Origin of the sequence: Streptomyces sp. NPDC058008, assembly GCF_042886395.1 — a bacterium.
Classification (GTDB): domain Bacteria; phylum Actinomycetota; class Actinomycetes; order Streptomycetales; family Streptomycetaceae; genus Streptomyces.
The window spans coordinates 149,622-174,766 of sequence record NZ_JBHVQX010000001.1 but is presented as its reverse complement, the minus strand read 5'-3'; the positions used below and the strand labels follow the sequence as shown (position 1 = coordinate 174,766).

Sequence of the window (25,145 nt, the reverse complement as noted above, 5' to 3'; positions counted from 1 at the left end):
GCTCCGCGTCCCCGCCCCGGACCCGGACCCGGTCACCAGCCCCTCGGCCGAGAGTTCTCCCTGTCGTCCTCCGGGCTTCATCAGCGCTCCGTCCGGCTCCCTCCACGTCGCGAGCCTCCCGCAGTACCGTGTGGCCATGCGCCCCGACACCCCTGCCGACCACATCACCGAAGCCGAGCGCCTGCTGCGCACCGCGGCGCAGTATCGCGAGGACCACGAACCGCTGTTCCTCCAGGCCGCGGCCCATCTGGAGCTCGCCGGTGAGCGCGCCCGCGCGAGCACCCTCTACGACGAGATGCTCGGTTCCACCGATATCGCCATCGAGCATCCCCACCGGGTCAAAGCCCTCAAAGCGGCCAACCTCTGGGAGTACGGCCACGAGGCGGAGGCCCGCGCGATCATCGACGGCATCCGCACCGCCGGTCCGCTCGACCCGGCACCGTGGGAGATCGCGGCGGAGACGCTGGAGGCGCACGACGAGCTGGAGGCGGCCCACGACTTCTTCTCGACGGCGCTGACCCTGCTCCTCGCGCCGGGCGAGGAGGTCCCGTACACCACGCACGCGCTGCTGATCGGACGGCACCGGGTCCGCCGGCTGATGGGCGTCGCCCACGACGCGTGGGACGAGCTGGCCGACACCCTGCACACGGCCGCCGTACCCCTGGACGAGCTGCACGACCCGAAGCGCCTGTGGTCCCTCGGCTCGTCGGATCCGGACGAGCTCCAGGCGGAGATCAACCGTCTCCGCGCCGAACTGGGCACCTACCGGAGCGCGTTGTCCCGCCCGTTCCCGGTGGCCGTACTGCACTGGCCCGAGGACGAGCTGCGCGAACTCCTCGCCGCCTACCCGGAGCTGGCCCAGGAGTACGTCTCGCACGCGGACCATCTGGCGCGCCTGGAAGTGGCGTTGAGGGATCTGCACGCCGCCGGGACGCCCAACCTCGGCATCGTGACGGGCACGGTCCCCTCCTACGAGGCGTTCGCCGCCTCGGAGGCCGCCTCCCCGTCCGACCCCGATCTGCTCCCCCAGTACGCCACGACGCTCGCGGCCCGCGGCCGCGCCGTCCCGTGGCCGCCGGCGCGCGGCGCGGCGTGCTGGTGCGGTTCGGAGCGCACGTACGGCACGTGCCACGGGGCCGGCTGACCGGGAGGGTCCGCCTTCGGCGGGTGGGGGGCTGCGCCCCTCACCTGCCCGCGAACACGTTCCTCAGCTCACGGTCCAGCGCCTCGGCGGCCTCCGCGGTGTCGGGTCTCTCCGCGGCGAGCAGCGCGTGCACATGGGACTGGAGCACCTGTGTGAACGCGCCGTAGTACGGCGTGCGCGGTCGCTGCACGGCCTCGGTCAGCGCGGCACCGAGGAGCCGGATGTACGCCTTCCGTGCCTCCGGCCCCTGCTTCTTCGGGGCGCCCTCCCCCGCCACGGCCGCCTTCGGCGAGGCCCCCGCGGGCCGGAGGGCGGCGGCGACCCGGGGCCAGCAGGGTTCGGGGGCGCCGGCGTACACGGAGGTCCGGGTCGCCGCGAAGCCCGCGTCGAGCAGACAGCGCTCGCTCTCCCGCGAGGTCAGGAAGGTGACGAGGGCGCGGGCGTCGTCGGCGCGGGCCGAGTCGGCGGTGACGGCGAGGTTCTGCCCGCCGAGCACGGCCTTGCCCGGCAGCCGGTTCACGGCGTACGCGTCCGGTTCCAGCAGGCCCTCCAGGGCCCCGTACGCGTAGGGCCAGTGGCGCAGGAACACGGCACGGCCCTCGGCGAAGTCGGTGAGTGAGGCCGTCTCGTCGGACGCCGTCGCGGCGGGCTGGACGCGGCCCCGGCCGACGCGGTCCAGGAGCGAGTCGAGCCCCTTCTTCAGCTCCGCCGCGCTGGAGCCGTACCGACCTTCGCTGTCGGCGAGCTGGACGCCCGCGTCGGCGAACGCCTCGACGGTGTTGACGGTCAGCCCCTCGTACTGCTTCAACTGCGTGGTCCAGCCCGCCCGTTCGTCGGCGCGCACCGGGTTCAGCCCGAGGGTCTTGACGGTGGAGTAGAGCTGGTCCCAGGTCCAGGTGGCCGTGGGCTGCTTGTCCGCCTTGATGTCGGCCGCCGTCAGGAGGTCGGGCCGGTAGTAGAGCAGCCCCACGTCGGTGTTGAACGGCCGGGCGTAGGAACGGCCCTTCCAGACGGTGGTGGCGTGGACCTGCCGGATGAAGTCGGCGTCGTCGGCGGCGGACCCGGTCGCGGTGTCGGGCAGCGGGCTGATGAGCCCGGCCTCGGCGAACTCGGGTATCCAGGTGATGTCGAGGTTCACCACGTCGTAGCGGGCGCTGCCGGACTGGAGGGCGCCCAGGAGCTGGCTGCGCTGCTGGTCGGCGCCGCCGGGCAGCTCGACGAGCTTGGCCTGCCGGTCCGCCGCCCCGGCGTGCAGGCGGTTCCACTCCTCTATGAGCTGCTGCCGCACGCTGCCCGACCCGGTGACGTCGAGGCCGCTGGCGACCACGAGGGGCCCCTCCGCGCCCTGGTCCTGGCCGGACCGGTCCGTGGCACCGGATCCTCCCGTGCAGGCGGCGGAGACGAGCGCGAGCAGGCCGCCGAGCGCCACGGCGGCCCTCGCCCGGCGGCGTCCGGTGCGGCCCTCGCCCCAGGTCATTCCGCGTCCCCCGTACCCGCCTTGGCGACCTCCGCCACCAGTCCGACCGCGATGTCGTCGGCGGGGTCGAGGCAGCGCCCGCCGCTCGCGGCGGCGAGCCGGTCACCGAACCGGCCGGCCGCACAGGCTCCGTCCCGCAGCGAGACCGTCACGATCCTGACGAGCGGCGTCAGCCTCGCCGACGCGACGAGCTTCTCCTGTTCGCTCTTCGCCACCGCCTCGAAGTCCTCGCCGTCGGTGACCAGGACGAGGAGTCGCGGTTGTTCCCCCGCGGCCGGGTCCTGGCGCAGTGTCCCGAGTGCTCCCCGGAGCCCTTCCGCGATACGGGCGTCGAGAGCGGCGGTCCTCGCGCCGGCGACGGCCTTCCGCGCGCCGGCCCTGTCGTTCTGCCGGAACTCCACGATTTCCGTGGGCGGTTCGCCCGGGCGGACGGCCGTCATGCGCACCCCGAAGGAGTCCCGGGCGCCCAGGGAACTCATCGAGCGGACCACCAGTTCCTTGGCGCCGCCGGGGCCGTCCCAGACCCGCTGGTCCTCCATCGAGGTCGAGTTGTCGAGGAGGTAGAGCACCTTGCCGGGGCCGAGCGCCTGCCGGTAGCGGCTCAGGGCGGCGTTCAGCGACGCCGACGCGCCGGTGTCCGCGTCGGTGCCGGTCACCGGGAGCCGTTCGCGTACGGCTGTCGCGTTGTCCTCGGACCGCAGCACCGAGTCCTCGCCGGGCGGGGCGGGGCCGCCCTTCTCGACGCTGCGGAAGCCGTCGTCGGTGAAGCACTTCCGCGCGACCGGGTCGGTGGCCAGCCAGTGGTGGAAGTCCTCGACGGCCGACGCCCGGGCCTCGGCGTCCCGGTCGGCACCGGCCCAGGTGACCCGGACGAAGGGGAGGTCCAGCATCGGTACGTCGGAGGGGTAGTGGGCCACCCGGTGGGCCAGTGCCTCCGTGGCGCAGGAGGGACGTCCGGGCTCACCCGCCGAGAGGTTGAACTGCGCCAGGGTCTGCTCCGGCACGAGGACCGCCGCCTGGTCCTCCAGGGCGTTGTGCGTACCGTCGGCGAGGGCGCACATCAGTTCGCGTGCGGTGGAGGGCAGCGACGGCAGGTCCTGCGCCATGCCCTGTTCGAGCGTGGACACCTGTCCGGCACTCGAAGCCGCGTAGAGCGCGCCGGTCGCCAGCAGGGCCCCTTCGGTGTCCTCGGGGTCGGGGCGCAGGATCCTGACCGCCTGGCCGGTCTCCAGCCCGCCGATGATCGCGTGGAGGGGGTCGCCGGTCTGCATGCTCTGGGCCAGTTTCATGGTGTCCGGGACACCCAGGACCATCGGTGTGTAGGCGATGGAGCCCATCCGGTGGAGGCCCACGACGCTCCTGGGCGCGGCGGCGGAGGTCCCGGGTGCGGTGGAGGTCGCCGCGGCGGCCGAGGTCCCGGGCCCGGTGGAGGTCCCGGCCGGGGCGGAGGTGTCACCGCCCGTCCCCGCCGTCGCCCGCTGCCACGCGCTGCCCGCGGCCGGGATCCAGACGTCGGGCTGCGCGCCGACGTCCCGCTGGGGCCGCAGGCAGTCGCCGGAGGCGGGGCAGGCGGCGGGCGGCTCCTGCCAGAGGGAGGAGGACCGGAAGGCCGCCACCGCGTCGGTGGCCTTGGCGTCGTACACGTTGATGCTGACGGCCCGGCAGCCGTCACCGTCCCGCTTGGGGTAGGCGTCGGCGGCCTTCTGGACGGTGGGCCGCAGATCGGGATCGGTGAGGACCCGCAGTTCCAGCGGCGAGTCGCAGCCGCCGCCGCGCGCCCCGCCCAGGAGGTACCAGGCGCCGGCCCCGGCCAGGGCGACGGCGCCCGCCAGGACGAGGGCCGTCGTACGCGTCATGCGGCGGACCAGGGCGGGAGGCAGGCGGCGCAGGAGGGCCGGGGCGGGCAGCCCCGGCCGGCGCCTCCCGGTGGTCCTCCGCACGCCGTCCTGCCGCGGGGGCGGGCGCTCCGGCGGGGTGGGCCGCCCGGGATCCGCCGCGTGCGCGAGCACCACGTCGTCGCCGTGCCGCCGCTCGTCCGGGATCCACGGATGCCCGTCGACGGCCTTGTACGGCGCCATCGCCTCGCGTATCCCGGTGACAATCCGGGTGAAGGTGACCGGTTCCCCCTCGCCCGTCGTCAGCAGCCGGTGCAGGGCGGCCGTGAACTCCGTGCCGCCGCCCGGGTCACCGGGCGGGATCTCCACGCCCGGTTCCGCCGCGGTGAGCAGCGCGAAGTTCTGCCCGGCCGCGGGGCCGAACGCCCCGAGGGCGTTGCCGGCGAAGCAGCAGTCGAGGATGACGACGACCCAGTCGGCGCGGGCGTACCGCAGCACGGGCATGACGTCGTCGCGCCAGGACAGGGTGTCCACGAAGGGGTGGTGCCGGTCCCTGGTCACCCGTGAGTCGGTGAACATCAGGTTGAGGTCGCTGCCGTCGGGACGCACGATGCCGTGCCCGGCGAAGTAGACCACCAGCAGCCCGGTGACCTCCTCGCGGGCCTCGGTGAGCGCGGCACGCACCCGGAGCGGATCGACGGTGGCCCCGGGGCCACCGCTCGCCGGGATCTCGACGAGGTCGTCCGGACCGAGCACGCCGGTGCGTCCGGCGGTGAGGGCCTCGCGCATGAGGCGCAGGTTGGCGGCGACGGCCGGCAGGTCGTTCCGGGCGCCCCCGTAGTGCTCGACCCCGATGAGTACGGCTCGGTGCCGCTTGGCCCTGTTCCCCTCGCCGCGCGCGTCGTACGGCGGCACGGCCGCTAGACCTCTCCGGGCTCGTCGCCGCCGCGCGGTCGGTTCCGTCCGGGCCCGGCACCGGGATCGGGATCGGGAGGGGTTTCGGGGTCCCCGTCGTGGTCGGTGTCACGGCTCAGGCCGGATTCGGGCCCCTGCGGGGGCCCGTCGAGGGTGACGCGGGGCGTCTCCTCCGGGTCGGCGAACCTGCGCCGGTTGCGCAGCCAGGTCTCCACGGACCGCCACGCGTTCTCGGACACGGAACGCGCCACCTCGACGGAGACGACGAGGATGATGTCCTGGATCAGTTCACCGCTCATCGCCTCGGTCTGCGTGAGCGAGTCCTTGTGCGCCAGGGTGAGTTCGCCCCGTTCGAGCGCGTCCTCCAGGGCGGGCGCGCTCCTCAGCCAGGTGCGGAGGTCCTCCAGGTCGTCGCGCCGCGTGTGCGTCCCGCTCACGGCGATGCGTAACTCGACCGTCTCCTGACCCGTCCCGCGTGCGCCCGTGCCGGCCCGGTCCGTCATGCGTGCCCCCGTCGCCCTTGCCCCGCGAGGGGCTGGTAACCGAACACGCGATTATTTCACGGGCGTTGACACAGGGCACCCCTTTGTTGCGTTTCCCCCGGGACCGGTGCGAGCGGCCCGGAGCCGGTGGTACGCCGACCGATCAGTTCCGGGCCCGCCCGCGGTCCTACCCACCGACGGGACGACGATCACCTCGGGGCGCCCCGCCGCGAGGGACCACGACAGGAGACGACGACATGGCAGCCGGAGCAGCGAAGGGCCCCGCGAGCTACTTCCCCTCGATCGAGGAGAGGTACGGGCGCCCGATCGCGGAGTGGAAGGACCTCATCCGTTCCTCGCCCCTCACCAGGCACATGGAGATCGTCTCCTGGCTCAAGACCGAGCACGGCCTGGGCCACGGACACGCCAACGCGCTGGTGGCGCACACGCTCGCCGAGGACGCGTAGGACCGGGGCCCGGCGGCTCACGCGTCCCGGGGCCGGCCGCCCCCGGGGCCCGGACGCCTCAGGCCTGGTCCCCGGGGATCGTCTGCTCGGACCAGACGGTCTTGCCCTCGGGGGCGTACCGGGTGCCCCACAGCGAGGCGAGCTGGGACATGATGAAGAGTCCCCGCCCGCCCTCGTCGACCGCTCCGGCGTACTTCATGTACGGGGCGGTGGTGCTGCCGTCCCGGATCTCGCAGGTCAGGCCCCGGTCGAGGATGAGACGCAGCTCCACGGGCGGACTGCCGTAGCGCACGGCGTTGGTGACCAGCTCGCTGACGATCAGCTCGGTCGCGTCCCCCGTGTCGCCCTCCAGGTGCCAGTCCGCCAGCGTCTTGTGCGCGAGGCGGCGCGCGGTCGCCGGGGCCGACCTGTCGTAGGGCAGTTCCCATGCGGCGTACCGGTCGCGGGGCATGGCGTGCGTCCGGGCCAGCAGGAGGGCCGCGCCCCGGAGGTCGGCGCCGTCCGGGAGGGCGCGGGCGACCGCCTCGCACAGCTCCCCCATCGGCCGGTCCGTCGGTGCGAGCGCCTGGCGCAGCGCGCCGGAGGAGGACTGGGCGTGGCCCCGCAGCGCGTTGCTGTGGAGCACGACCAGGCTGCCCTCGCGGAGCGGGAGGGCGACCGCGGCGACGGGGGCGCGGTCCGTGGTCCCCAGCGGCGGCCCCACGGACAGGCCCACCACGTAGGCGGCTCCGTCCGGTTCGACGACGAGCGGGGCGGGATGGCCGGCCGAGGCGACGGTGCACGTCTCGGTGAACGGGTCGTAGACCGCGTACGCGCAGGTCGCGGCCAGTGGCTCCTGGCGCAGCGGATCGTTCGGGGGCAGCTGGGCGCGTTCGCCCGCCAGCCGGGCCGCCGTGTCGTAGAGGCGCGCGATCAGCTCGTCGGGCTCCAGGTCCAGGGCGGCCAGCGCGTGCACGACGGTGCGCAACTGGCCCATGGTGGTGGCCGCGTGGATGCCGCGCTCGGAGACCTCGCCGAGGACGAGGGCCGTACGGGCGCCGGAGAGGGCGATCGTGTCGAACCAGTGGCCGCCGTCGCCGCCGGGCAGCACCAGGTGGTCCGTCTCGACGGCGGGCTGGGGCGCGGTGGGCTGCGGAAGGAGCCGGCGCTGGAGGGCACTGGCGATGGTGAACTCGTGGACGTACCGGCGTGCGTTGTCGATGCCGAGTGCGGCCCTGGAGGCCATCGCCGCCGCCACGGGGACGTCCTGCTCGTCGAACGGCTCGGAGTCACCGCACCGGTAGAGGCTCACCAGCCCGAGGACCGCCCCGTGCACGGTGAGCGGCGCCACCAACAGCGTGTGCGCGCCGATGTTCCGGATGGAGCCCACCCGGGCGGCGTCGGCGTCGGCCCACGGGGCGTCCTCCAGCGGGATGACGCGGACCTTCAGGTCGGAGAGGGCCCGGTGGTAGGGGGTACCGGGGAGGACGGGGCGGGTGTCACCGACGGGGTGGGCCGCCGGGTTGCGTCCGCCGTAGGCGGCGCGCCGCAGCGGCACCTCCAGGCCGAGCGGACCGGGTTCGGGCGTCTCACCGCGCAGCACCGCGTCGACGACCTCGACGACGCCCACGTCCGCGTAGCCGGGGACCAGCGCGTCCACGAGGTCACGGCAGGTGGCGTCGACGTCCAGCGTCCGGCCCACGCTGTCGCGTACCGCGTCGAGCGCCGTGTCCCGCACCAGGCGTCTGACCTGCTCGCTGACGTCGACCACGGACACGGCGGCGCCCAGTACCTCGCCCTCGTCGCCGGGCCGCGCGCCGTTCCCCCGCTGGAGCCGGAACGCCGTCACGGCGAGGGTGCGCCGCCCTCCGCCGGGTACGCCCTCGCGGCGTGCCCGGAACGGCCGCTCGACACCGGGCACGCCGGTGTGCAGGACCTCCCGGATGAAGGACTCCACGCGCTCGGGTTCCTCGAAGGCGCACACCTCGCGGAACGGCCGCCCGCGCAGCCTGCCGCTCTCGTCCGTGCCGGGGTCCGCGGAGGGGTCGCTGATCCGCAGGAGGCGCAGCTCCGGATCGAGTACGTGGACGCGTACGCGCGCCTGCGTGAACATCACGTCCAGCAGCGCCGCCCCGATGGCGTCGTCGCGGCCCGGCCCGCCGCCGTTCCCGTCGGTCGCCCAGACGGCCCAGCCGTTCCCGCCCAGCGGCTCCAGCCGCAGCCCGGCGTCCGCCGGGCCCGTACGCCGGGAGCCGTACGGTCTGCGGGTGTCGCCCGCGCGCCGGGGGTCGCCCGCCGCGCGGGGACCCGCCCTGCGGGAGTCGCGCGCCAGTACGTCCATCACGCGCATGCCCAGAGCGTCGGCGGTGGCCGGCCCGAAGCGCCGCTCGGCCGCCCGGCTCCACCCGGTGACCACTCCGGCGCCGTCGACGACCATCAAGGGCGCATCAGCCATGAGCGCGACTCCTTCGCCCCCTCACGGGGAACCGGGACCGAGGCTCCGCACACCTCGACACGTACGCAACCAGCATCGGTCCCAGGTCCGCGCCCCGCGACCGGAGGGGCACGGCCCGGGCCCCGCCCTGGCCGTGGTCCCGGGCGGGGCATGGGCCGGGGTCCGGGCGGAGTCCAGGTCGGATCCGGGCGGGATCCGGGCGGGGTCCGGGCCGGGTTCCGGGCGGAGTCCAGGTCGGGATCCGGGTCGGGTTCCGGTCCGGTGGGGGCCATGGGCCCGGGGGGCCGTGAACAGTGCGGGGTCGTGAACAGTGCGGGGCCGGGGTCCGGGCCGGGGTCCAGGTGGGTGGCGCCACGGGCCCGAGGGGCCGTGAACAGCGCGGTCGGGACCGGCCGCGCTGTCCCCGCCCGCCCTGGTGAAGGCGGCGGAGGCGGAGGCGGACTTCCGCCACGGCCACGACGACACTGGCGATGCGCGCGATGTCCCGGTGACAGCGGCCGGCCCGGAACACTGCGGCGGGCCCGGGAACCCTGCGGCCGGCCCGGAACACTGCGGCCGGTCCGGGATCCCTGCTTCCGCTCGCCGATTCAGGCCGGGCTCAGTCCACCACGTCGATGTCGATGCAACTGGCCTTCGCCGGCCGGCCGCTGTTGACGGTGACGAGGACCGGGCTCTTGCCGGGCACGCCTGTGGATTTCTCCACCAGCTCACGCAGGTCGTCGAGTGTGATCTCTTTGCCGGTCTTGGGCTTCACGTGGACGCTCACAGGTGACATTTACCCATCATTCCCCTAGATGACTTCCTGGTCACCAGTGCCCAACGGGGCTGCCGGACATGCCACTTGGCCGGTGCAGGTTCCCCGGTGCGGGACTGTGCCCGAACCGCTGAGTCCGACATCCGGCGCCGACGAGGGCGTGATCACCCCGCCCGCTCCCCGCAGGAGACCGACCGAGAGGGCGGCGGCACCCACCATGACCAGGGCCGCGCCGACCGCCGCGACGTCCAGTGCGTGGGTGAAGGCGTCCCGCGCGGCCGTCAGCACGGCGTCCGCCGTCGCGGAGGGAAGTTCGGCAGCGACGGCCGCCGCTCCGCCCAGGGTCTCGCCCACCACGTCGGCGTGCGGCGTTCCCGCCGGCAGGGCGTCCGCCATGTCCCGGCTGTAGACGGCGGCGCCGACGGACCCCAGGACCGCCATGCCCAGGGCCCCTCCGAGCTCCTGCCCCGACTCCAGCACGGCCGCCGCCGACCCGGCGCGCTCGGGCGGGGCCGCGCCCAGCGCGAGTTCGTTGGCCAGGGTCATGGCGGCGACCAGCCCGCCCGCGTACACGGCCCCGCCGGTGAGGGCGAACCACAGGGGCGAGTCCGTACGCAGCTGCGTCAGCCAGAGGAACCCGCAGGCGGCCAGGAGGAAGCCGCCCCCCATGACGTACGCGCGGTCGGTCCGCAGGGCGAGCGCGGCGCCCGCCGGCGCCATGACGGCCACACCCGCCGCCGGGACCAGGCTCCACAGGGCGGCGGTGAGTGGGCCCAGGCCGAGCACGGACTGGAGGTACTGGGTGAAGAAGACGGCCATGCCGACGGTGGCGAGCATGGCGAGCAGGCCGGCGGACACCGGGCCGCCGAAGGTACGCCGTCCGAGCAGGCCGAGGTCGATCATCGGGTGGGTGAGGCGCTTCTGGCGGCGTACGAAGACGGCGCCGAGCACGAGCCCCACGACGATGCAGAGCGCGGGCAGCAACTCGTAACCGTGCCGGGCCCATTCCTTGATGCCGTGGATGACCGTGAGGAGGGCACCCAGCGAGAGCGCGGCGCTGAGCACGTCGAAGCGGCCGTGAACGACGGTCGCGGTCTCCGGCACCAGGAGGGGCACGAGTACGAGCAGCAGCACCATGGCGGGCAGGTTGACGAGGAACACCGATCCCCACCAGAAGTGTTCGAGCAGCAGCCCGCTGACGACGGGCCCCAGCGAGATGCCGGCCGTCATGACGCCCGTCCAGAGGGTCACCGCCTTCGCACGCTGCTCCGCGTCGTGGAAGAGGGTGCGGATCAGGGCGAGTGTCGAGGGCATCAGGGCGGCCCCGCCGATTCCGAGGAGCGCGCGTACGGCGATGAGCACCTCGGCGGAGTGCGCGTACGCGGCGGCCACCGAGGCCACGCCGAAGACGGCGGCCCCCGCCAGGACCAGCCTGCGCCGCCCGATGCGGTCACCGAGGTCGCCCATGACGATCAGCAGCCCGGCGAGCACGAAGCCGTACACGTCGAGGATCCACAACTGCTGGGTGGCACTGGGCTCCAGGTCCTGGCTGACGTACGGGATGGCGAAGTAGAGGACGGACACGTCCATCGAGACGAGGAGCAGCGGCAGCATGAGGACGCCCAAGGCGGTCCATTCCTTGCGGCCCGCGCGGGGGCCGGGTGAGTTCTCCATACGCGGCACGGAAGCGGGCCCGTCCCGTACACCGCAAACAGCGGCCTAGTGCACCGGACGGAACCCGCAGCCGGCCGGGGCAGGCCATGCCCAGGTGCACTAGTACGGTCAGGCCATGACGCCCGAACCGCCCTACCTCCGCATCGCCGGGGAGATCCGCCGCCGTATCGCCTCGGGGGAACTCGCTCCGGGCGACGCGGTCCCCTCCACCCGCCGGATCACGCGGGAGTGGGACGTCGCGATGGCCACCGCGACGAAGGCGCTCGGCGCGCTCACCCGGGAAGGGCTGGTGCGGGCGGTACCCGGCGTGGGCACCGTGGTCGCCCAGAGCGGCCGGGAGCGGGCCACGACGCGGGGCCGGCCGCTCAGCCGTGACCGCGTCATCCGCACGGCCATCGCACTCGTGGACGCGGAGGGCCTCGCCGCGCTCTCCATGCGGCGCATGGCGACGGAGTTCGGCACGTCCACCATGGCGCTCTACCGCCATGTCCCGAGCAAGGGCGAGCTCGTACGGCTGATGGCGGAAGAGGTCTTCGGCGACGGCCCGCCCGGCCCCCGCCCGACGGGCTGGCGCCCGCTGCTGGAACGGGAGGCCCGCTGGCTCTGGAAGCAGTACGCCCGACACCCCTGGCTCGCCCGGGCCCTGGCCGGCCTCACCCGCCCGACGGCCTCCCCGAACGCGATGCGGTACACGGAACGGGTCCTGACGGCCCTGACCGGCCTCGGCCTCACCCCGGAACAGATGCTCCACGTCCACCTCACGATGCTCGGCTACGCCCAGGGCATCGCGATGGCGGTGGAACTGGAGACCCAGGCCCGCCAGGACAGCGGTATGACGGCGGACGAGTGGATGACGTCGATGGAACCCCGCATGGACGCGATCCAGACGACCGCGGCCTACCCGGTGCTGTCCACCCTCTTCGGCACCGACGGCTTCGAACTGGAACTGGGCACCCTCTTCGAGTTCGGCCTGGAGCGGGTGCTGGACGGGGTGGAGGTGCTGGTGGAGGGGGTGGGCTCCTGAAGTGGCCGATCGTCTCGAACCTGTATCAGCCCTGCCCCGGATTCATCAGAGATTCCCCTCCATGTCGCACCTTTGCAATACGATCACATTCAACAACTCACCTCGGGCCGCTCATCCCCCTCACGGGCCCCGTTCTGTCTGTGCGAGGAAGTCATGTCGCCCTATCAGCCGTCCTCGGACTGGCAGTACGAGATCCCGACGGCCGGCAGCAAGAGGCTCCCGCCCGCCGCCCGTTACGTGGAATCTCTCTCGCATCAGGGCTACGGATTCGAGGCGGCGATCGCCGACCTCGTCGACAACTCGATCGACGCGGGTGCACACAACGTCGTCATCAGCTTCCTGAGGGACGACGACCGCCTGGTCAGCCTCCTGGTCGTGGACGACGGCCAGGGGATGAACGACGAGGCACTCGACACCGCTATGACGGTGGGCGGCAGGCAGGAGTACGGAGACACCGCGCTCGGCCACTTCGGCGCGGGCCTCAAGGCCGCTTCGCTCTCACACGCGGACTCCCTGACCGTGATCAGCCGCACCAAGCGCAGTCCGTCCACCGGGCGCCGGTGGCTGACGGCACGCGCCCAGGCCGACTTCACCTGCGACATCGTTGACCCCGGGTACTGCCAGGATCTCGTCGACCGGTACGACGGCATGATCGCTTGGCACGGAACCATCGTCCGCTGGGACAGAGTCCGGGCCTTCGACACGATCACCGCCGGGCAGGCCGACCGCTATCTCGACGACGCCATCGAGAAGCTGGAGACCCATCTCGGACTCCACCTGCACCGCTTCCTGGCCGACGAGGCGTTCAACGTCGACATCGTGGTCGAGGACGTCACGACCAAGGAGGAGCTGGACCACCGGGGTGTGCAGCCGATCGACCCGTTCGGCTACCGCCTTCCCGGCAGGGCCGGCTACCCGCGTACGTACACCGCTCCCGTCGAGGGCGTCGGAGACGTGGCACTGACCGCGCACATCTGGCAGCCGAAGTCCCCGCTGGTCAGCTTCCGCGGCATCGGACCGCTCGCCGAGCGTCAGGGTTTCTACATCTACCGCAACAACAGGCTGGTCCAGGCCGGCGGCTGGAACAGCACGCGGAGCGCCGAGGGGCACCTGGCGCTGGCCCGCATCGCGATCGATCTCCCTGCCGGGGCGAACGACGTCTTCAGCCTGACGGTCAAGAAGGACGGCGTAACGGTCACCCCGGCCTTCGCCCGAGGCCTGGAGCGGGCGGAGGACGGGACGGGCCACACATTCGGCGAGTACGTCCAGGAGGCGCAGTCGACGTACCGGGAGGCTGCCAAGCGGGTCACCGAAGTGACGCGCGACGCGGTCATCCCCGCCGGCAAGGGGCTCGATCCGAAACTGCGGAGGACCCTGCGTGACGAACTGCCGGAGCTGGAGGGTGAGGAACCGATCACCTTCCGCTGGGCGTCCCTGGCACCGGATCTCTTCTTCGAACTCGACCGCGACGTGCGTGAGATCAGGCTCAACAAGCTGTACCGGACGGCTTTCAACGGTGACCGCAGGGGCGGGCTCAACGACGCTCCGGTCGTCAAGAGCATGCTCTATCTGATGGTGGAGGAGATCTTCCAGAAGTCCCGGGTCCGTGCCACGCGAGCCGACAAGATCGCTCTGTGGAACAGCGTCCTGGTGACAGCGGCACGCTGCGAAATGACCCGCTGAACCCTGCCAGGATCCGCCCGCGCTATGCCCGTCATGTCTGCCACGCCTGCCATGCCTCCGAGAAAGCCGTCTTGCCATGACCGACCATCTGTTCAATCTGCACGGTGACGTCCTCGCGGCCATGCGCCGGGGCCCGAAGGCATTCGCGAAGCTCGCCTTCGCGCTCTCGGAGTCGGAGGAACCGGCCGATATCGACCTCGGTCATTTCCGGGACCGGCTCGTCGCGGCCGGCCCGGGGGACGAACTCATCGCGCTCTGGCACCGCACGCTGACCAAATGGGACCTGGCGGAGCAGACGGACTGGTCCGATGCCCCGGCCCGCACGGATGCCCGGCGCACCGACGCTTTTGACCGCCTCGGCTTCGGCGCGGACCTGCGCAAGGCCCTGGACGAGGCCGTGCCGGTGTTCAAAGAACCCGGCGCCACCGTCATAAGCAAGGAATTCACGTCCTGGTACTCCAGGGACGCAGCGGCGGCACGCGCCTTCTACTGGAACTCCTACGAGCAGACACTGCGCCGCAAGGGCTGGTCCGACGCGGCCGTGTCGAGCCTGGACGAAGCCAGTCACGCCGTGGTCGAGCGTCTGTCCGATCCCACCCGCACGGAGGCCTACGGTGCCCGGGGGCTGGTCGTCGGCTATGTCCAGTCGGGCAAGACGGCGAACTTCACGGGCGTCACGGCGAAGGCCATCGACGCCGGCTACCGCTTGGTCATCATCCTCGGCGGCACCCTGAATCTCCTGCGGGGTCAGACCCAGCGCCGCATGGACATGGAGCTGATCGGCCGCGAGAACATCCTGCGGGGCGCGGACCCCGCCGACACGGACGCGCTCATCGGTGTCGACTACCAGGACGACGAGGACTGGCCGGCGAAGTTCGTGAGCCATGGCGGCCGCCCGTCGACGCGAGGGGCGTTCGACATCGAGCGCCTCACGACGCGGGACAACGACTACAAGAGCCTGGAAACCGGCATCCGGGCCCTCGAATTCGACAAGCAGGACCGCACCCAGCCTCTGTACTCCCCGGACAACCTGCATGGCGCGGCCGCACGCGTGATGGTGGTGAAGAAGAACTCCTCGGTCCTGGCCAAGCTCATCAAGGATCTGAAGAAGATCGGCCCGATCCTGTCCGAGGTCCCGACTCTGATCATCGACGACGAGTCCGACCAGGCGTCCGTGAACACGACGGATCCCAAGAAGTGGGAGGACGGCAAGGTCGCCCGGAAGGCCATCAACGGCCAGATCACACAGCTCCTCGGCTTGCTTCCGCGCGCCCAGTACGTCGGCTACACGGCGACGCCCTTCGCTAACGTCTTCGTCGACCCCGGCGACGAGGAGGACATCTTCCCCAGGGACTTCCTGATCTCGCTCCCCAGGCCCACCGGCTACATGGGGGTGCAGGACTTCCACGATCTGGAGTCCGACGGGACGGCCGAGGAGACGCACGTACGCGGCATCTACGACGACACCGGCGACCGCCTCCAGGAAGCACTGGACGCCTTCGTCCTCACCGGCGCGCTGAAGCTGTACCGGGCGGACCGCGGCGTGCCGGAGGGCGCGTTCCGCCACCACACGATGCTGGTCCACGAATCCGTGCAGCAGCGGGAACACGCGGCCCTGGCCCTGCGGATCAACTCCATGTGGCACCGGTCGGCGTACACGGGCCAGGAGGGCCACGCACGTCTCGCCGCTCTGCTGGCCTCCGACTTCCAGCGCTTCGCGGACGACGGCCTGCCGACCCCCACGTCGTACGACGACCTGAAGCCGTACGTCTCGCGGGCACGCCAGTTGATCAACTCGGGCGGCGAACCGGTGATCATCGTCAACGGTGCTACCGAACGCGACTACGAACAGGCCGAGCTCGACTTCGACCGGACTCCACACGTGTGGAAGATCCTGGTCGGCGGCACGAAGCTCTCCCGAGGCTTCACCATCGAGGGCCTCACGGTCACGTACTACCGGCGCACCACCCAGCAGTCCGACACTCTCATGCAGATGGGCCGCTGGTTCGGGTTCCGCCCCGGCTACCGTGACCTGGTGCGCCTCTACATCGGCCGCGAAGTACCGATGGGCAAGAAGAAGACCGTCGACCTCTATGAGGCCTTCGAGGCGATCTGCCGCGACGAGGAGACCTTCCGCGCCCAGCTCACCCGCTACGCCACGCTGATGGACGGAAAACCGCAGGTCACCCCGGCACAGATCCCGCCGCTGGTGTCGCAGCACCTGTCCTGGCTCAAGCCGGCGGCCCGGAACAAGATGTTCAACGCGGAGCTGGTGGAGATCCGGTCACCGGGGCAGTGGGTGGAGCCCACGGCGTATCCGACGGACGGGGCTGAGCTGCGGCACAACGCGGAAGTCTGGCTGCCGGCCTTGAACGCTCTGAGTGAAGACAGCTCCGTGTTCGTCACCCTCTCCGAGGAGGACCGGGGTAATTACGTCCGCTATCAAGCCAGGACAGCGGTACTCAGCCACGATCAGTTCCTCGGCATCATGAGCACGCTGGCCTGGGGCCGCCCTGAACTCTTTGAGCCTCACCTCACCTATCTCAAGGACAACAGTGACGTTGGCTGTGCCACCGATGACTGGGCCCTGATCCTCCCGCAGACCTCTGGTATCACGAGCACGGCAGCGGGCATCCTCGGCTCACGGCCGCTCACCCTGGTACAGCGCAAGCGCAACGCCCGCGGTGTCTTCAACCGAATTTCCGGCGTGTCCCACCGCCAGTCCGCCGAGCGGATCGCTGGGCTCCGCCCTCCGAGCGAGGATGATCCCTTCGCCTCGCACTTCCACCAGCCACGACGCGGAGCAGTGCTTCTCTATCCGGTGGTCGATCCGGACTTGGGTGACCCCGCCGGTCTTGTGGTCGCAGGAGGTGTCGATCCGGCCAAGATCGTCCTGGCTTGCGCGCTCATTCCCGCGACTGACCCCCTGAGCAAGCCGGTGCCCTATGTCCGCTTCAGGGCGATCGATTCGACTCGGGCCAATGAGCCAATCACCAATTCAAATTAAGGCCCATTGACGACGGGCAGGGACATACAGGACCAGGGACAGGAGAACTTCCGTGGCGCGACTCATCCTTCAGGAACCAGGCGAGGTCTGCACCAACTCAGACGTTTCTGAGCATGTATTGGCCGGACCTGATGACGACGCGGAACTGCAGGCCGTACTGTCCTGGCTGAACAGTCACCCCACAGCCCACCTTTACACCGAGGCAATCAGGAATTCAATCGATTATGTTCTCGATGGCGGACGGACAGGGCGATTCGACCTCAAGTCACCCGATGTGCATCCCGGTGAACGCGCATCCGTCGGCGCCAAATTGGAATATGAAGTACTACGAGTTTTCAGCCTGCCGAAGACCAAGCCCCTGGACACGCTGATTGCTGGCGCTCCGGTTGACATCAAAGCTACCATTGGAAACAACTGGTCAATCCCTACAGAAGCACACTGCCAGCTCTGCATTTGCACACAGATACAACTCAAAAAGAACCGCCACAGGTCATGGCTCGTACGCACCCACCGATCCTGGCTTTATCGAGGAGCAGGGAACAAGGACGGGAAACGTGGGCTAGCAGTCGATGCCCGCAACAACTGGAGCGTTCCCCTTTACGACTGGGCGGATCTTCCAGTTAATCCATTGCGTCATCTGAACGACGAGGAAGCAGCCCAGGTCCTGGCGGAGAAGCCAGGACAGGTGAAACGCCTCCTGATGATGTTTCGCTTTCTTGAAGGACACATCATTCCACGAAACGTCATTCTTACCGTCGGCGCAGGCAGGGACGATCCCATGCGACGGGCCAGGCAAGCGCGGGATGAGGCAGTTAAGGAAGGACTTACAATCCTGTGCGGTGACTGGGTTGACTCCCGCAGTGAGGCGGCGGCTCGGGGCATCGCCCTCGGGGCCGGAGAGTGGATCGCACTGCGCGACGAAACGGCCGGAGAGGACCGGTAGACAGCCCTCGGCCGCGAGGTAAGCGCAGGCGGCGCCGAAGAGGAGTGGATGAGAGTGCCTGAGCCCGAAGCCTGGGTCCCGCCGGAGGGGTCGTGGGCTTCCTCTGCCTCAAGGCGCAGAAACATGCAGGCCATCAGGAGCCGGGACACCAAGCCTGAGCAGTTGATCCGTCGGCTCGTTCACGCGAACGGACTCCGCTACCGTGTCGCGGCCAGGCCCCTTCCAGATCTTCGCCGGACGGCAGACCTGGTCTTCCGCCCGGCGAAGGTTGCCGTGTTCGTCGACGGCTGCTACTGGCACGGCTGCCCCGAGCACTACGTCCCGCCGAAGACCAATCCCGGCTACTGGTCAGAGAAGGTTGCCCGGAACGTAGCCCGCGACCGGGACACCGATCACCGGCTCGCCGAGGCCGGCTGGCTCGTTCTGCGCTTCTGGGAGCACCAGAACTCAGACGCCTGCGCCCTGTCGATCGTCAACACCGTCCGCGAGCGGAGGCACGGCCTGCCCGGGTAGCGAGTTCTGCGGTTCTGCCTTCGCGCGGTCGCGCTCGTCACGCTCACGGGCCTCGCGCAGCACGTCAGCAACTGCCCGCCCCACCGCCTCAGCGACAGGAGGCGGAAAGGCGTTTCCAACCTGACGGTACTGAGCGGTCTTACCTCCGGTGAAAATCCACTCGGGCGGAAAACCCTGGATAATGGCAGCCTGATCGACGGTCAGCATCGGGCCAATAGGACCGAACAGGTCACGCCCCTGACTCTTCTTCTTCAGACCGATTTCATAGTTGTTAGCCACACCCATACCGGAAACACCCAACTGCTTCCAGGCAGCCTTGGCGCGACTGGGACCCAGGTCCGCTCCCCCATGCTTCTTGGATCCGCCCACCAGGGTGGGGGCAATACCGCCGTCCTTCTTGACCGAAGCAGCGGAAGACGCCTCACTCTTCCATTTATCGAGGCAGCGTCGGGCGTCCTCAGCAATATTCCCGCCCATTTCCAAGTACGGCCGGTAACGATCCTCCATTGATTCCCGAAGCGCCTCGAAGACACTCCTGGGGCGGCCAGTAGGCGTTGGCCAAACAAACTTAATATCGCCTAGAACTGATTCCTTGATGGCGACGAGAACCGCGCGTGGGCGCAATTGCGGAACGCCGAAATCGCTCGCTTCAAGGACTTCCCATTCACACACCTTGTAGCCGAAACCATCGAAGTCCTGCTCCTCACCGGTCTCGGGATGCTTAGCCCGCCCGCCCTGAAGCCGCGCTTCAATGTAGGTGCGATAGTCTACAAATTTCGCATCCTTGATACCGCGAACATTTTCAATCATTACCGCTTTGGGGTCCAGCTCTTCAACGAGCTCCAGCATGCGGGGGAAGAGGTCACGCTCGTCATCCTTCCCGAGCTGCTTCCCTGCATGCGAAAAGGGAGGACACGGAACGCCGCCAGCCAGCAGGTCCAAGTCGCCCTTCGCGAGGGGTTTACCGAGGAATTTAACTGGATTCTTCAGGCCAGCTTCAGGGTTTCCCTCATCGGGAAGCGGGAGGAAATCATTAACGTCACCTGAAATGACATCACAATATTCGCGCTCCCAGCTCCAGCCGTCCAGGAGTTTGATGTTCTCCTTGAGGGTCGCAACGGCGTGCTGATCAATCTCGACGAGCGCCAGGTGCTTAAAACCGGCCTTGTGAAGACCGATGGCCTGCCCTCCCGCCCCCGCGCAAATCTCGATCGAGGTCAGCAGGTGGTCGCTGGGACCCATCGGATCCTCCTGGCGGGACTGGCGGCCCATCGGCTTCGGCTCCTCTAAGTAATGGCTGACAGAGAGGCCAAGTGTCGCACCTGGGTACGACACCCACTCAATCCTCGGCAAGCACAGCCGCCCAGCCGTCCTTGGCAGTCCCTCCAGGTTCTGCCAGGGCCCGGTTTCGCGGGCGTGCCAACGGTGGAACGGCCCCGCCAACTCGCGTCGCACATGATCAGGGAGGGCCTCAATCAGCCTCGGCTCCCAGCCGGAGCCTACCCGGGAAGCACCCGGCTGAGGCTGTTGCCGGGCCCCGGTCGCCCTATCCGCCTGGCAGCCTGCGGCTCAGCCCGTCGAGCCTGCCAGGTATGCGACCACTGGACCTGAACATTCACCAAGACAACAGTTGATCCAAACGGACATTCGACCTGTAGGTGCTCCGAGTGGTTCCTCCGACTTGCCTCCCCCCGCCCAAGCCAGGTCGGCAACCTACGAGTACTGGCACTTGCCAGTGGCAAGAAACAGGAGAACCCAGAATGGTCTCGATGCCCAGCGCCGCACGGCGGCCAACGACTCCCACATGCGTGGAGATCTGCGCTGGTGCGGGAGGCCAGGCACTGGGGTTGGAGCGCGCCGGCTTCACCCACACGGCCCTTGTTGAAGTGGATGACGATGCCGTCCGCACGCTCAGGGCCAATCGCCCCAGCTGGAAGGTCCTGCACAGGGACCTACGCGCTCTTTCCGCTGCGGACATCCAGCGGCACCGCCAGGAACAGACCGTGTCACTCCTCGCCGCCGGCGTGCCGTGCCCGCCCTTCTCGCTGGCAGGCCAGCGGCTCGGTGCGGCAGACGAGCGCGATCTCTTCCCTGACGTGCTCCGGCTCACGGCCGGGCTGATGCCGCAAGCGCTCATGATCGAGAACGTCAAGGGAATCACGCAGGCGCGTTTCGACGGTTACCGCGGGGAGGTGCTCCGACGCCTGGCGGACCTCGGATACACCGCAGACTGGCAGCTGCTCCGGGCCTGTGACTTCGGCGTGCCACAATTGCGGCCGCGGGCCGTACTCGTCGCGATGCGGCCGGAGTCCTTCACACACTTCATCTGGCCGGCTCCCACGACCTGTCCGGACACCGCTCCCTCAGTGGGCGGCGTACTCTATCCGTCCATGGCCTCCCGGGGCTGGGAGCTGGCCCGGGAGTGGGCCGACTCCGCGACACGCATCGCACCGACACTGTGCGGCGGTTCCCGCAAGCACGGTGGACCGGATCTCGGGCCCTCCCGGGCACGACAGGCATGGGCTGCACTGGGTGTGAACGGCTCCAGCGTGGCCGACGATCCGCCTCTACCAGGCGCCTCTCTGCCGGTGAAGCTCACCGTGGCTCAGATGGCATTGCTTCAGGGTTTCCCTCCAGACTGGATCATCACTGGTCGCAAGACTGCCGCCTACCGGCAGGTGGGGAATGCGTTCCCGCCTCCTGTAGCAGCGGCTGTGGGCCGCAGTATCGCAACCGCCCTGGCTCAGGCAGGCTGCGGCGCTGGTGACCGTGAGGCCCAGACGGACTGGATCGGCAGCAGCTCGTCAGGGACCAGCCGCCATGTGTCGGTCGAAAGTCCCGGCACGATGGCGTAGGCCGGAACCTCCAGTCGGGCGGACTCCCATCGCCCGCTCTCCGCCCGGTCCGCCGGGACAGCCGAATGCAGCCACCTCCGGCACACGGTGGCCACATTCACGGCACTGCCATCGACCCCGACAAGCACAGCGGCCAGGCACCATTCGGCGTCACGCACCATGACGTCGTACTCGTGGCGTGACAGATGGATCACCAGCCTGGTCGGGTCCGTGGTGGCCTTGACCTCCACGTGCGCACACTCGGTTCGGGATCGCGCGGCTTCTATGTCGTACCCGTAGGCATCGGACCGCGCCGCGACGTGCCGGACCTGCGGCACACCGCCCTGCCGCAGAATCCGGAGCAGCGCTTGCTCGCCGGCTGCGCCCACGGCTCTCCTCGCCTCCTCCGCAGCCTGGCTCCAACGGAACTGAGGAACCCCTGCCGCGACCTCCACGGTGTTCAGTTCATGGTCACCGATATCCACAACGGGGCGTCCAGCGCAGGTGAGCATGCCACTGTGCCTGAGCCAGGCAAGACCTTCCGCGTACTGAGCCGGAGTGAGGTCCGCGTAGCGTGGATGGTGCGTGAACAAGGCCCGGGCACGCGGTACGCCGGCGACGCGCAGCTCACTCAGCCAGCGGAGCGCCGCACGGCGCGTGGCCTCAGTGAGCTGCGACGGCATCGACGTGTCTCAGCAGCGCGCGGACGTCAGCCATATCCATACCGGCGGATCCAGACGGCTCGTCCTCGAGGTCCGCCAGCTGCTGAACGGACGGATCGTCCAGGATCCGGCCCATGAATTCGAGCTTCTCCTCCAACCTCATAGCCACGACCTCGTCGATCGTGCCCTCCACCGCCAGAACCGTCACCCGCGTCTGTGTGTCAGGAGCGAGACCGAGGCGGTGAATGCGGTCGAGGCTCTGGAGGAAGCGCCCCGCCATGAAGTCCCGGTCTACGTAGACCGCGTCGTGACACACATGGTGCAGGCTGATTCCTTCGCCCAGAGTCGCCGGGTTGGACAGCAGTACGTGACAGTCCGGATCCTCGCGGAACCGTCTGATCTGTTCCTCGCGATCCGGGGTTCCACCGTGCACGACAGCGGGCTGGTAACCCGCGAACAGCTTCTGCATCGTGGTGATGCTGCGTACGAAGGTAGTCCAGACCAGCGTCTTACGGCCGAGCGAAGCATTCGTCGCAACGATATTGAGTGCCTCTTTGTACTTCGGCGAGAGTTCATGCGCTGGCAGACTCCGCATGAGCGAGTACAGCGACTCGTCCTGCGGAACATCGAGCGGCGGTACCCGGTAGGCAAGTGGTTCGTACCGGCTTCCGCCCTCAACAAGCAACGCGGGGCTGGTGGCAGCCATGAGCAGGCGAAGCATCGCCTTGCCGAGTGCGTCGAAGTCGGCACGGGACGCCTCAGCCCTTGACGTGAAGCGCCCGACGAGTGCGTCGTACACCTCACGGTGCAGATCCGGCATCTGCAAACGGCGGATACGAGTCTCGAAGGGGGGCAGTCCCAGCTCACTCTTCGTCGTCCGCGTGAAAAGCGGCCGCAGCACCGAACTGGCATGCGCGAGGTCACCGCCCGCAACAGCCTGTGTCACCACTCTTCGGCCGTGTCCAGGCCAGACGAAGGACAGCAGGTTCTCCAGATCCCGCGCGCCATTCGGTGCGGGAGTCCCTGTGAGAATGAGCCTGCGGCGGCTGAGGGGCCCGAGAGCCATACACGCGCTTCCGTACGTCCCCTGCGCCCCCAGTTTCATCCGATGGGCTTCATCGAGGATGATCATGGACGGTGCGCCACGCAGCCACGACGCGAGTGAGGCCAGCGACTTGTCGAGACGCTCATAGTTCACAATGAGGATCTCAGCCCTGAAATCCGGGTTCTTTCCCATGACCGCGGTGAGCGGCGGTTCCTGGAAACAGAGTTCGCTCTCCGTCAGCCAGGACTCGTATGCGGACTTCGGGCTGACGACCAGCAGCTGTCGCACCGCGTCACGCTCACGCATCGCCGCGTAGACGGCCAGCCCCACACGGGTCTTCCCCGCGCCAGGGACACTGAAATTGGCCCCGTGCTGCAGCGCCAGCAACTGGGCGATGTCGCGCCGTTGGAACTCCGTGAGGCCGGCGCGCCAGGTGATGCCGAGCGCCACCGCCACAGCGCTGTCGTCCCAGGCGGGAGCAGGGCTGGGAGCCTGGATCCGCTGTTCGGCCTGATCGGCATCGTCCAGGACTTCTCCGACCAGAGCGCTCAGCTCATCCGCCCAGACGACGGACTCCGGGAACGGCCAGTCCGCAAGAACGTCAATACCGACGAGAAAATCGTCGAGGGACAGCTCCAGGCTGAGCCGGCCGCGCAGGCCGGCCCCTGGAAATCTGGCAGCCAGGCGGATCAGGTCGCCGCGGTACGGCTCGGGGGAACGCAGGACAGCCTTGGTCCGCGAGACGTCGAAGCCGATATGCAGGGACGGTTCCTCTGCACTTGTCGTCACGGCTGATCCTGCCGCACCGCATCGCGCAGCCACTCAACGCCTTCACCGGGCACCGTGATGCTCCCCGCGGTGGCGCGGGCGAGCTTCGTCAGAGTGGTTCTCAGCTTGAGGACGGCCTCATCCAGTGCCTCCTCGTCCAGGCTCCGTGAACCACTCGCGAGGATCATGTCCGTAATGCACTGCTCGATGTCCTGGCAGGCATCGTTGAGCCTGTCAGGGGCCGCCTGCTTCCGCTTGCGCACACGGGCGTCCTTGCCAGCCGGCTCAAGAGCGTCCTCAACCGCCCTGTGGGCTGCGTCGAAAGTAGCGGCTGCCTGTTCCAGCTGGGCCACGGAGACCTTGTCCTTCGACCGGACAACGGCCTTCGCGCGGAGAACCGAGTCCGTGAACGCCCGAGCAGCCGCCACCTCTGGTGCCTCGGCCCTCACCGCACGGTTAATCCCCGGAATGACACGCGCGGGAGCCACGGCGGGCGCCGGCTTGAGCTCGTCCGGCAGCCGTTGATCCAGATACCGCGACCGGAAGTTCGCTTCGATCAGCCGGACATCGGTCTTCGAGAAGTCCATAACGATAGCGGCGAGACGGCTCTCCTTCAGCAGCTCAGCGCTCCTGGGATCAGCCTTCGACTCCTTGGCGTAGGCGCGGTGCACCTCGCGAAGCTTCTCCTGGGCGTCCTCGAAGTCCAGCAACCGAAGAAGAACGTCCCCGTTCGCGGACCTGTCACTCAGGTCCCTGAGGCAGGAGAGCACCCAGAGATCCTGGTCGGCCGTCGACTCCCTGATCCGGAAGTCACGGGCCACCTCCTTCAGCGGCCGGCCAGCTTCGACCTGCTCATCGATGGTGAGCAGCCGGTTGATGTAGGAGTACGGGCGCCGGGTGTCATGCCTGAGCTGTAGTGAGAGTTCGACCTTGTTGATATCCGCCCACGTGCAGGATTCGGGCAGTACAGCCACCCGGATATCGGCAACGCCGAGCTCACGCAGAGCCGCCGCCCGGGTGTTGCCGTTGACCAGAACGCCCTCCCGCGTGATCAGCCCCGGCTCGTTCTGACGGAAGTCCTGCAGACTCTGCCGCAGTTCGTCAAAGTCCTTGTCCCGCTTCGTGGGATCAGAGGGCTCAGCCTTCAGAAGGAGATCAAGGTAGGACTGGCTCTCATCGCTCCACGGATCCTCATCCAGCCGGCGGTCCTGCTGGACGTCGAAGCTGCGCTGAGCGCGAATCCGGTGAGTCCCCGGGTTGTAGTAGAGCGAGTGCACCGGCATGTCGATGACCTGTACCACTTGCGGCTTCGTACGCCATTCGATGGTCAAGGTCTCCTGGAGTCCTGCGCCGGCGGCCACATCACCAAGGCGTTGCTCCACGATCTCCTTGTTCTCGGCGGCGTGGGGCGGCAGCCCGAAGTCCCCGACAGCTCTGCTCACAGTGCGTTCTCCTCTGGTTCACGGCAAAAGATGCGTATCTGC

The 25,145-nt window shown here is 69.3% G+C and carries 18 protein-coding genes; 8 read left to right on the top strand and 10 right to left on the bottom strand.

The genetic code is table 11. The features are described 5' to 3' along the window. The first annotated feature begins 136 nt into the window (after window positions 1-136). Window positions 137-1,144, top strand: a complete 1,008-nt coding sequence (locus tag ACFVS9_RS00730; RefSeq protein ID WP_389929211.1) for an SEC-C domain-containing protein — start codon at window positions 137-139, stop codon at window positions 1,142-1,144. A gap of 40 nt (window positions 1,145-1,184) precedes the next feature. On the opposite strand, the gene ACFVS9_RS00725 is transcribed toward ACFVS9_RS00730, so the two are convergent. From ACFVS9_RS00725 to ACFVS9_RS00715, 3 genes are read right to left on the bottom strand one after another with little or no spacing between them, the layout of a single operon-like run. Beyond that, on the bottom strand, window positions 1,185-2,621 hold the full coding sequence (locus ACFVS9_RS00725; protein ID WP_389929209.1) for an extracellular solute-binding protein: 1,437 nt from the start codon (window positions 2,619-2,621) through the stop codon (window positions 1,185-1,187). Then, complete coding sequence (locus ACFVS9_RS00720; RefSeq protein ID WP_389929207.1) at window positions 2,618-5,371, bottom strand: caspase family protein; 2,754 nt, start codon at window positions 5,369-5,371, stop codon at window positions 2,618-2,620. The genes ACFVS9_RS00725 and ACFVS9_RS00720 overlap by 4 nt, the downstream gene beginning before the upstream one ends. A 5-nt stretch (window positions 5,372-5,376) precedes the next feature. Continuing rightward, window positions 5,377-5,874, bottom strand: a complete 498-nt coding sequence (locus ACFVS9_RS00715) for a hypothetical protein (protein ID WP_389929205.1) — start codon at window positions 5,872-5,874, stop codon at window positions 5,377-5,379. Window positions 5,875-6,110: 236 nt separating this feature from the next. Between ACFVS9_RS00715 and ACFVS9_RS00710 the strand changes: the two genes are divergently transcribed. Then, a complete protein-coding gene (locus tag ACFVS9_RS00710; RefSeq protein WP_389929203.1) occupies window positions 6,111-6,320 on the top strand; it encodes a DUF4287 domain-containing protein in 210 nt (69 codons plus the stop codon). A 58-nt stretch (window positions 6,321-6,378) separates the two neighbouring features. On the opposite strand, the gene ACFVS9_RS00705 is transcribed toward ACFVS9_RS00710, so the two are convergent. From ACFVS9_RS00705 to ACFVS9_RS00695, 3 genes are all read right to left on the bottom strand, one after another. After that, window positions 6,379-8,754, bottom strand: coding sequence for a SpoIIE family protein phosphatase (locus tag ACFVS9_RS00705; RefSeq protein WP_389929201.1), 2,376 nt, complete (start codon window positions 8,752-8,754; stop codon window positions 6,379-6,381). A 598-nt stretch (window positions 8,755-9,352) separates the two neighbouring features. Further along, entirely contained in the window at window positions 9,353-9,529 is a 177-nt protein-coding gene (locus tag ACFVS9_RS00700) for a hypothetical protein (RefSeq protein WP_389929199.1), read from the bottom strand. 15 nt (window positions 9,530-9,544) lie between these two features. After that, window positions 9,545-11,182: an MFS transporter gene (locus ACFVS9_RS00695; protein ID WP_389929197.1), complete on the bottom strand. Its 1,638-nt coding sequence runs from the start codon at window positions 11,180-11,182 to the stop codon at window positions 9,545-9,547. Window positions 11,183-11,297: 115 nt separating this feature from the next. Between ACFVS9_RS00695 and ACFVS9_RS00690 the strand changes: the two genes are divergently transcribed. The 5 genes from ACFVS9_RS00690 to ACFVS9_RS00670 all read left to right on the top strand — a co-directional run bounded on the left by ACFVS9_RS00690 (window position 11,298) and on the right by ACFVS9_RS00670 (window position 18,352). Beyond that, window positions 11,298-12,206 (top strand): TetR/AcrR family transcriptional regulator C-terminal domain-containing protein, encoded by a 909-nt coding sequence (locus ACFVS9_RS00690; RefSeq protein ID WP_389929196.1) that lies wholly within the window; start codon window positions 11,298-11,300, stop codon window positions 12,204-12,206. Window positions 12,207-12,359: 153 nt separating this feature from the next. Then, window positions 12,360-13,889: an ATP-binding protein gene (locus tag ACFVS9_RS00685; protein WP_383113107.1), complete on the top strand. Its 1,530-nt coding sequence runs from the start codon at window positions 12,360-12,362 to the stop codon at window positions 13,887-13,889. A gap of 76 nt (window positions 13,890-13,965) precedes the next feature. Further along, on the top strand, window positions 13,966-16,896 hold the full coding sequence (locus tag ACFVS9_RS00680; protein ID WP_389929194.1) for a Z1 domain-containing protein: 2,931 nt from the start codon (window positions 13,966-13,968) through the stop codon (window positions 16,894-16,896). Window positions 16,897-16,948: 52 nt separating this feature from the next. Next, window positions 16,949-17,839 (top strand): NaeI family type II restriction endonuclease, encoded by an 891-nt coding sequence (locus ACFVS9_RS00675; protein WP_389929192.1) that lies wholly within the window; start codon window positions 16,949-16,951, stop codon window positions 17,837-17,839. Window positions 17,840-17,887: 48 nt separating this feature from the next. Then, window positions 17,888-18,352, top strand: coding sequence for a very short patch repair endonuclease (locus ACFVS9_RS00670; protein WP_383113104.1), 465 nt, complete (start codon window positions 17,888-17,890; stop codon window positions 18,350-18,352). Here the strand turns inward: ACFVS9_RS00670 and ACFVS9_RS00665 are convergent. Next, window positions 18,287-19,594, bottom strand: a complete 1,308-nt coding sequence (locus ACFVS9_RS00665) for a DNA cytosine methyltransferase (RefSeq protein ID WP_383113165.1) — start codon at window positions 19,592-19,594, stop codon at window positions 18,287-18,289. The two genes, ACFVS9_RS00670 and ACFVS9_RS00665, sit on opposite strands and share 66 nt — an antisense overlap. A gap of 527 nt (window positions 19,595-20,121) precedes the next feature. Here ACFVS9_RS00665 and ACFVS9_RS00660 point away from each other — a divergent pair. Continuing rightward, window positions 20,122-21,207 carry a DNA cytosine methyltransferase gene (locus ACFVS9_RS00660; protein WP_389929189.1) on the top strand — a complete coding sequence of 362 codons (1,086 nt, stop codon included), beginning with the start codon at window positions 20,122-20,124 and terminating at the stop codon, window positions 21,205-21,207. Here ACFVS9_RS00660 and ACFVS9_RS00655 read toward each other — a convergent pair. The 3 genes from ACFVS9_RS00655 to ACFVS9_RS00645 all read right to left on the bottom strand — a co-directional run bounded on the left by ACFVS9_RS00655 (window position 21,096) and on the right by ACFVS9_RS00645 (window position 25,103). Then, window positions 21,096-21,698 carry a protein NO VEIN domain-containing protein gene (locus ACFVS9_RS00655; RefSeq protein ID WP_383113164.1) on the bottom strand — a complete coding sequence of 201 codons (603 nt, stop codon included), beginning with the start codon at window positions 21,696-21,698 and terminating at the stop codon, window positions 21,096-21,098. The genes ACFVS9_RS00660 and ACFVS9_RS00655 overlap by 112 nt on opposite strands. 151 nt (window positions 21,699-21,849) lie before the next feature. Beyond that, entirely contained in the window at window positions 21,850-23,682 is a 1,833-nt protein-coding gene (locus tag ACFVS9_RS00650) for a DEAD/DEAH box helicase (protein ID WP_389929187.1), read from the bottom strand. Continuing rightward, window positions 23,679-25,103, bottom strand: a complete 1,425-nt coding sequence (locus ACFVS9_RS00645; RefSeq protein WP_389929185.1) for a transcriptional regulator — start codon at window positions 25,101-25,103, stop codon at window positions 23,679-23,681. Before ACFVS9_RS00645 ends, ACFVS9_RS00650 begins: the two co-directional genes overlap by 4 nt. Window positions 25,104-25,145: the final 42 nt, after the last annotated feature.

What these genes read in the sequence shown, in the direction of transcription:
- ACFVS9_RS00730 (WP_389929211.1), top strand. Translation starts at nt 137, where the DNA reads ATGCGCCCCGACACCCCTGCCGACCACATCACCGAAGCCGAGCGCCTG.
- ACFVS9_RS00725 (WP_389929209.1), bottom strand. Translation starts at nt 2,621, where the DNA reads ATGACCTGGGGCGAGGGCCGCACCGGACGCCGCCGGGCGAGGGCCGCC.
- ACFVS9_RS00715 (WP_389929205.1), bottom strand. Translation starts at nt 5,874, where the DNA reads ATGACGGACCGGGCCGGCACGGGCGCACGCGGGACGGGTCAGGAGACG.
- ACFVS9_RS00710 (WP_389929203.1), top strand. Translation starts at nt 6,111, where the DNA reads ATGGCAGCCGGAGCAGCGAAGGGCCCCGCGAGCTACTTCCCCTCGATC.
- ACFVS9_RS00705 (WP_389929201.1), bottom strand. Translation starts at nt 8,754, where the DNA reads ATGGCTGATGCGCCCTTGATGGTCGTCGACGGCGCCGGAGTGGTCACC.
- ACFVS9_RS00700 (WP_389929199.1), bottom strand. Translation starts at nt 9,529, where the DNA reads ATGTCACCTGTGAGCGTCCACGTGAAGCCCAAGACCGGCAAAGAGATC.
- ACFVS9_RS00695 (WP_389929197.1), bottom strand. Translation starts at nt 11,182, where the DNA reads ATGGAGAACTCACCCGGCCCCCGCGCGGGCCGCAAGGAATGGACCGCC.
- ACFVS9_RS00690 (WP_389929196.1), top strand. Translation starts at nt 11,298, where the DNA reads ATGACGCCCGAACCGCCCTACCTCCGCATCGCCGGGGAGATCCGCCGC.
- ACFVS9_RS00685 (WP_383113107.1), top strand. Translation starts at nt 12,360, where the DNA reads ATGTCGCCCTATCAGCCGTCCTCGGACTGGCAGTACGAGATCCCGACG.
- ACFVS9_RS00680 (WP_389929194.1), top strand. Translation starts at nt 13,966, where the DNA reads ATGACCGACCATCTGTTCAATCTGCACGGTGACGTCCTCGCGGCCATG.
- ACFVS9_RS00670 (WP_383113104.1), top strand. Translation starts at nt 17,888, where the DNA reads ATGAGAGTGCCTGAGCCCGAAGCCTGGGTCCCGCCGGAGGGGTCGTGG.
- ACFVS9_RS00665 (WP_383113165.1), bottom strand. Translation starts at nt 19,594, where the DNA reads ATGGGTCCCAGCGACCACCTGCTGACCTCGATCGAGATTTGCGCGGGG.
- ACFVS9_RS00660 (WP_389929189.1), top strand. Translation starts at nt 20,122, where the DNA reads ATGCCCAGCGCCGCACGGCGGCCAACGACTCCCACATGCGTGGAGATC.
- ACFVS9_RS00655 (WP_383113164.1), bottom strand. Translation starts at nt 21,698, where the DNA reads ATGCTCACCTGCGCTGGACGCCCCGTTGTGGATATCGGTGACCATGAA.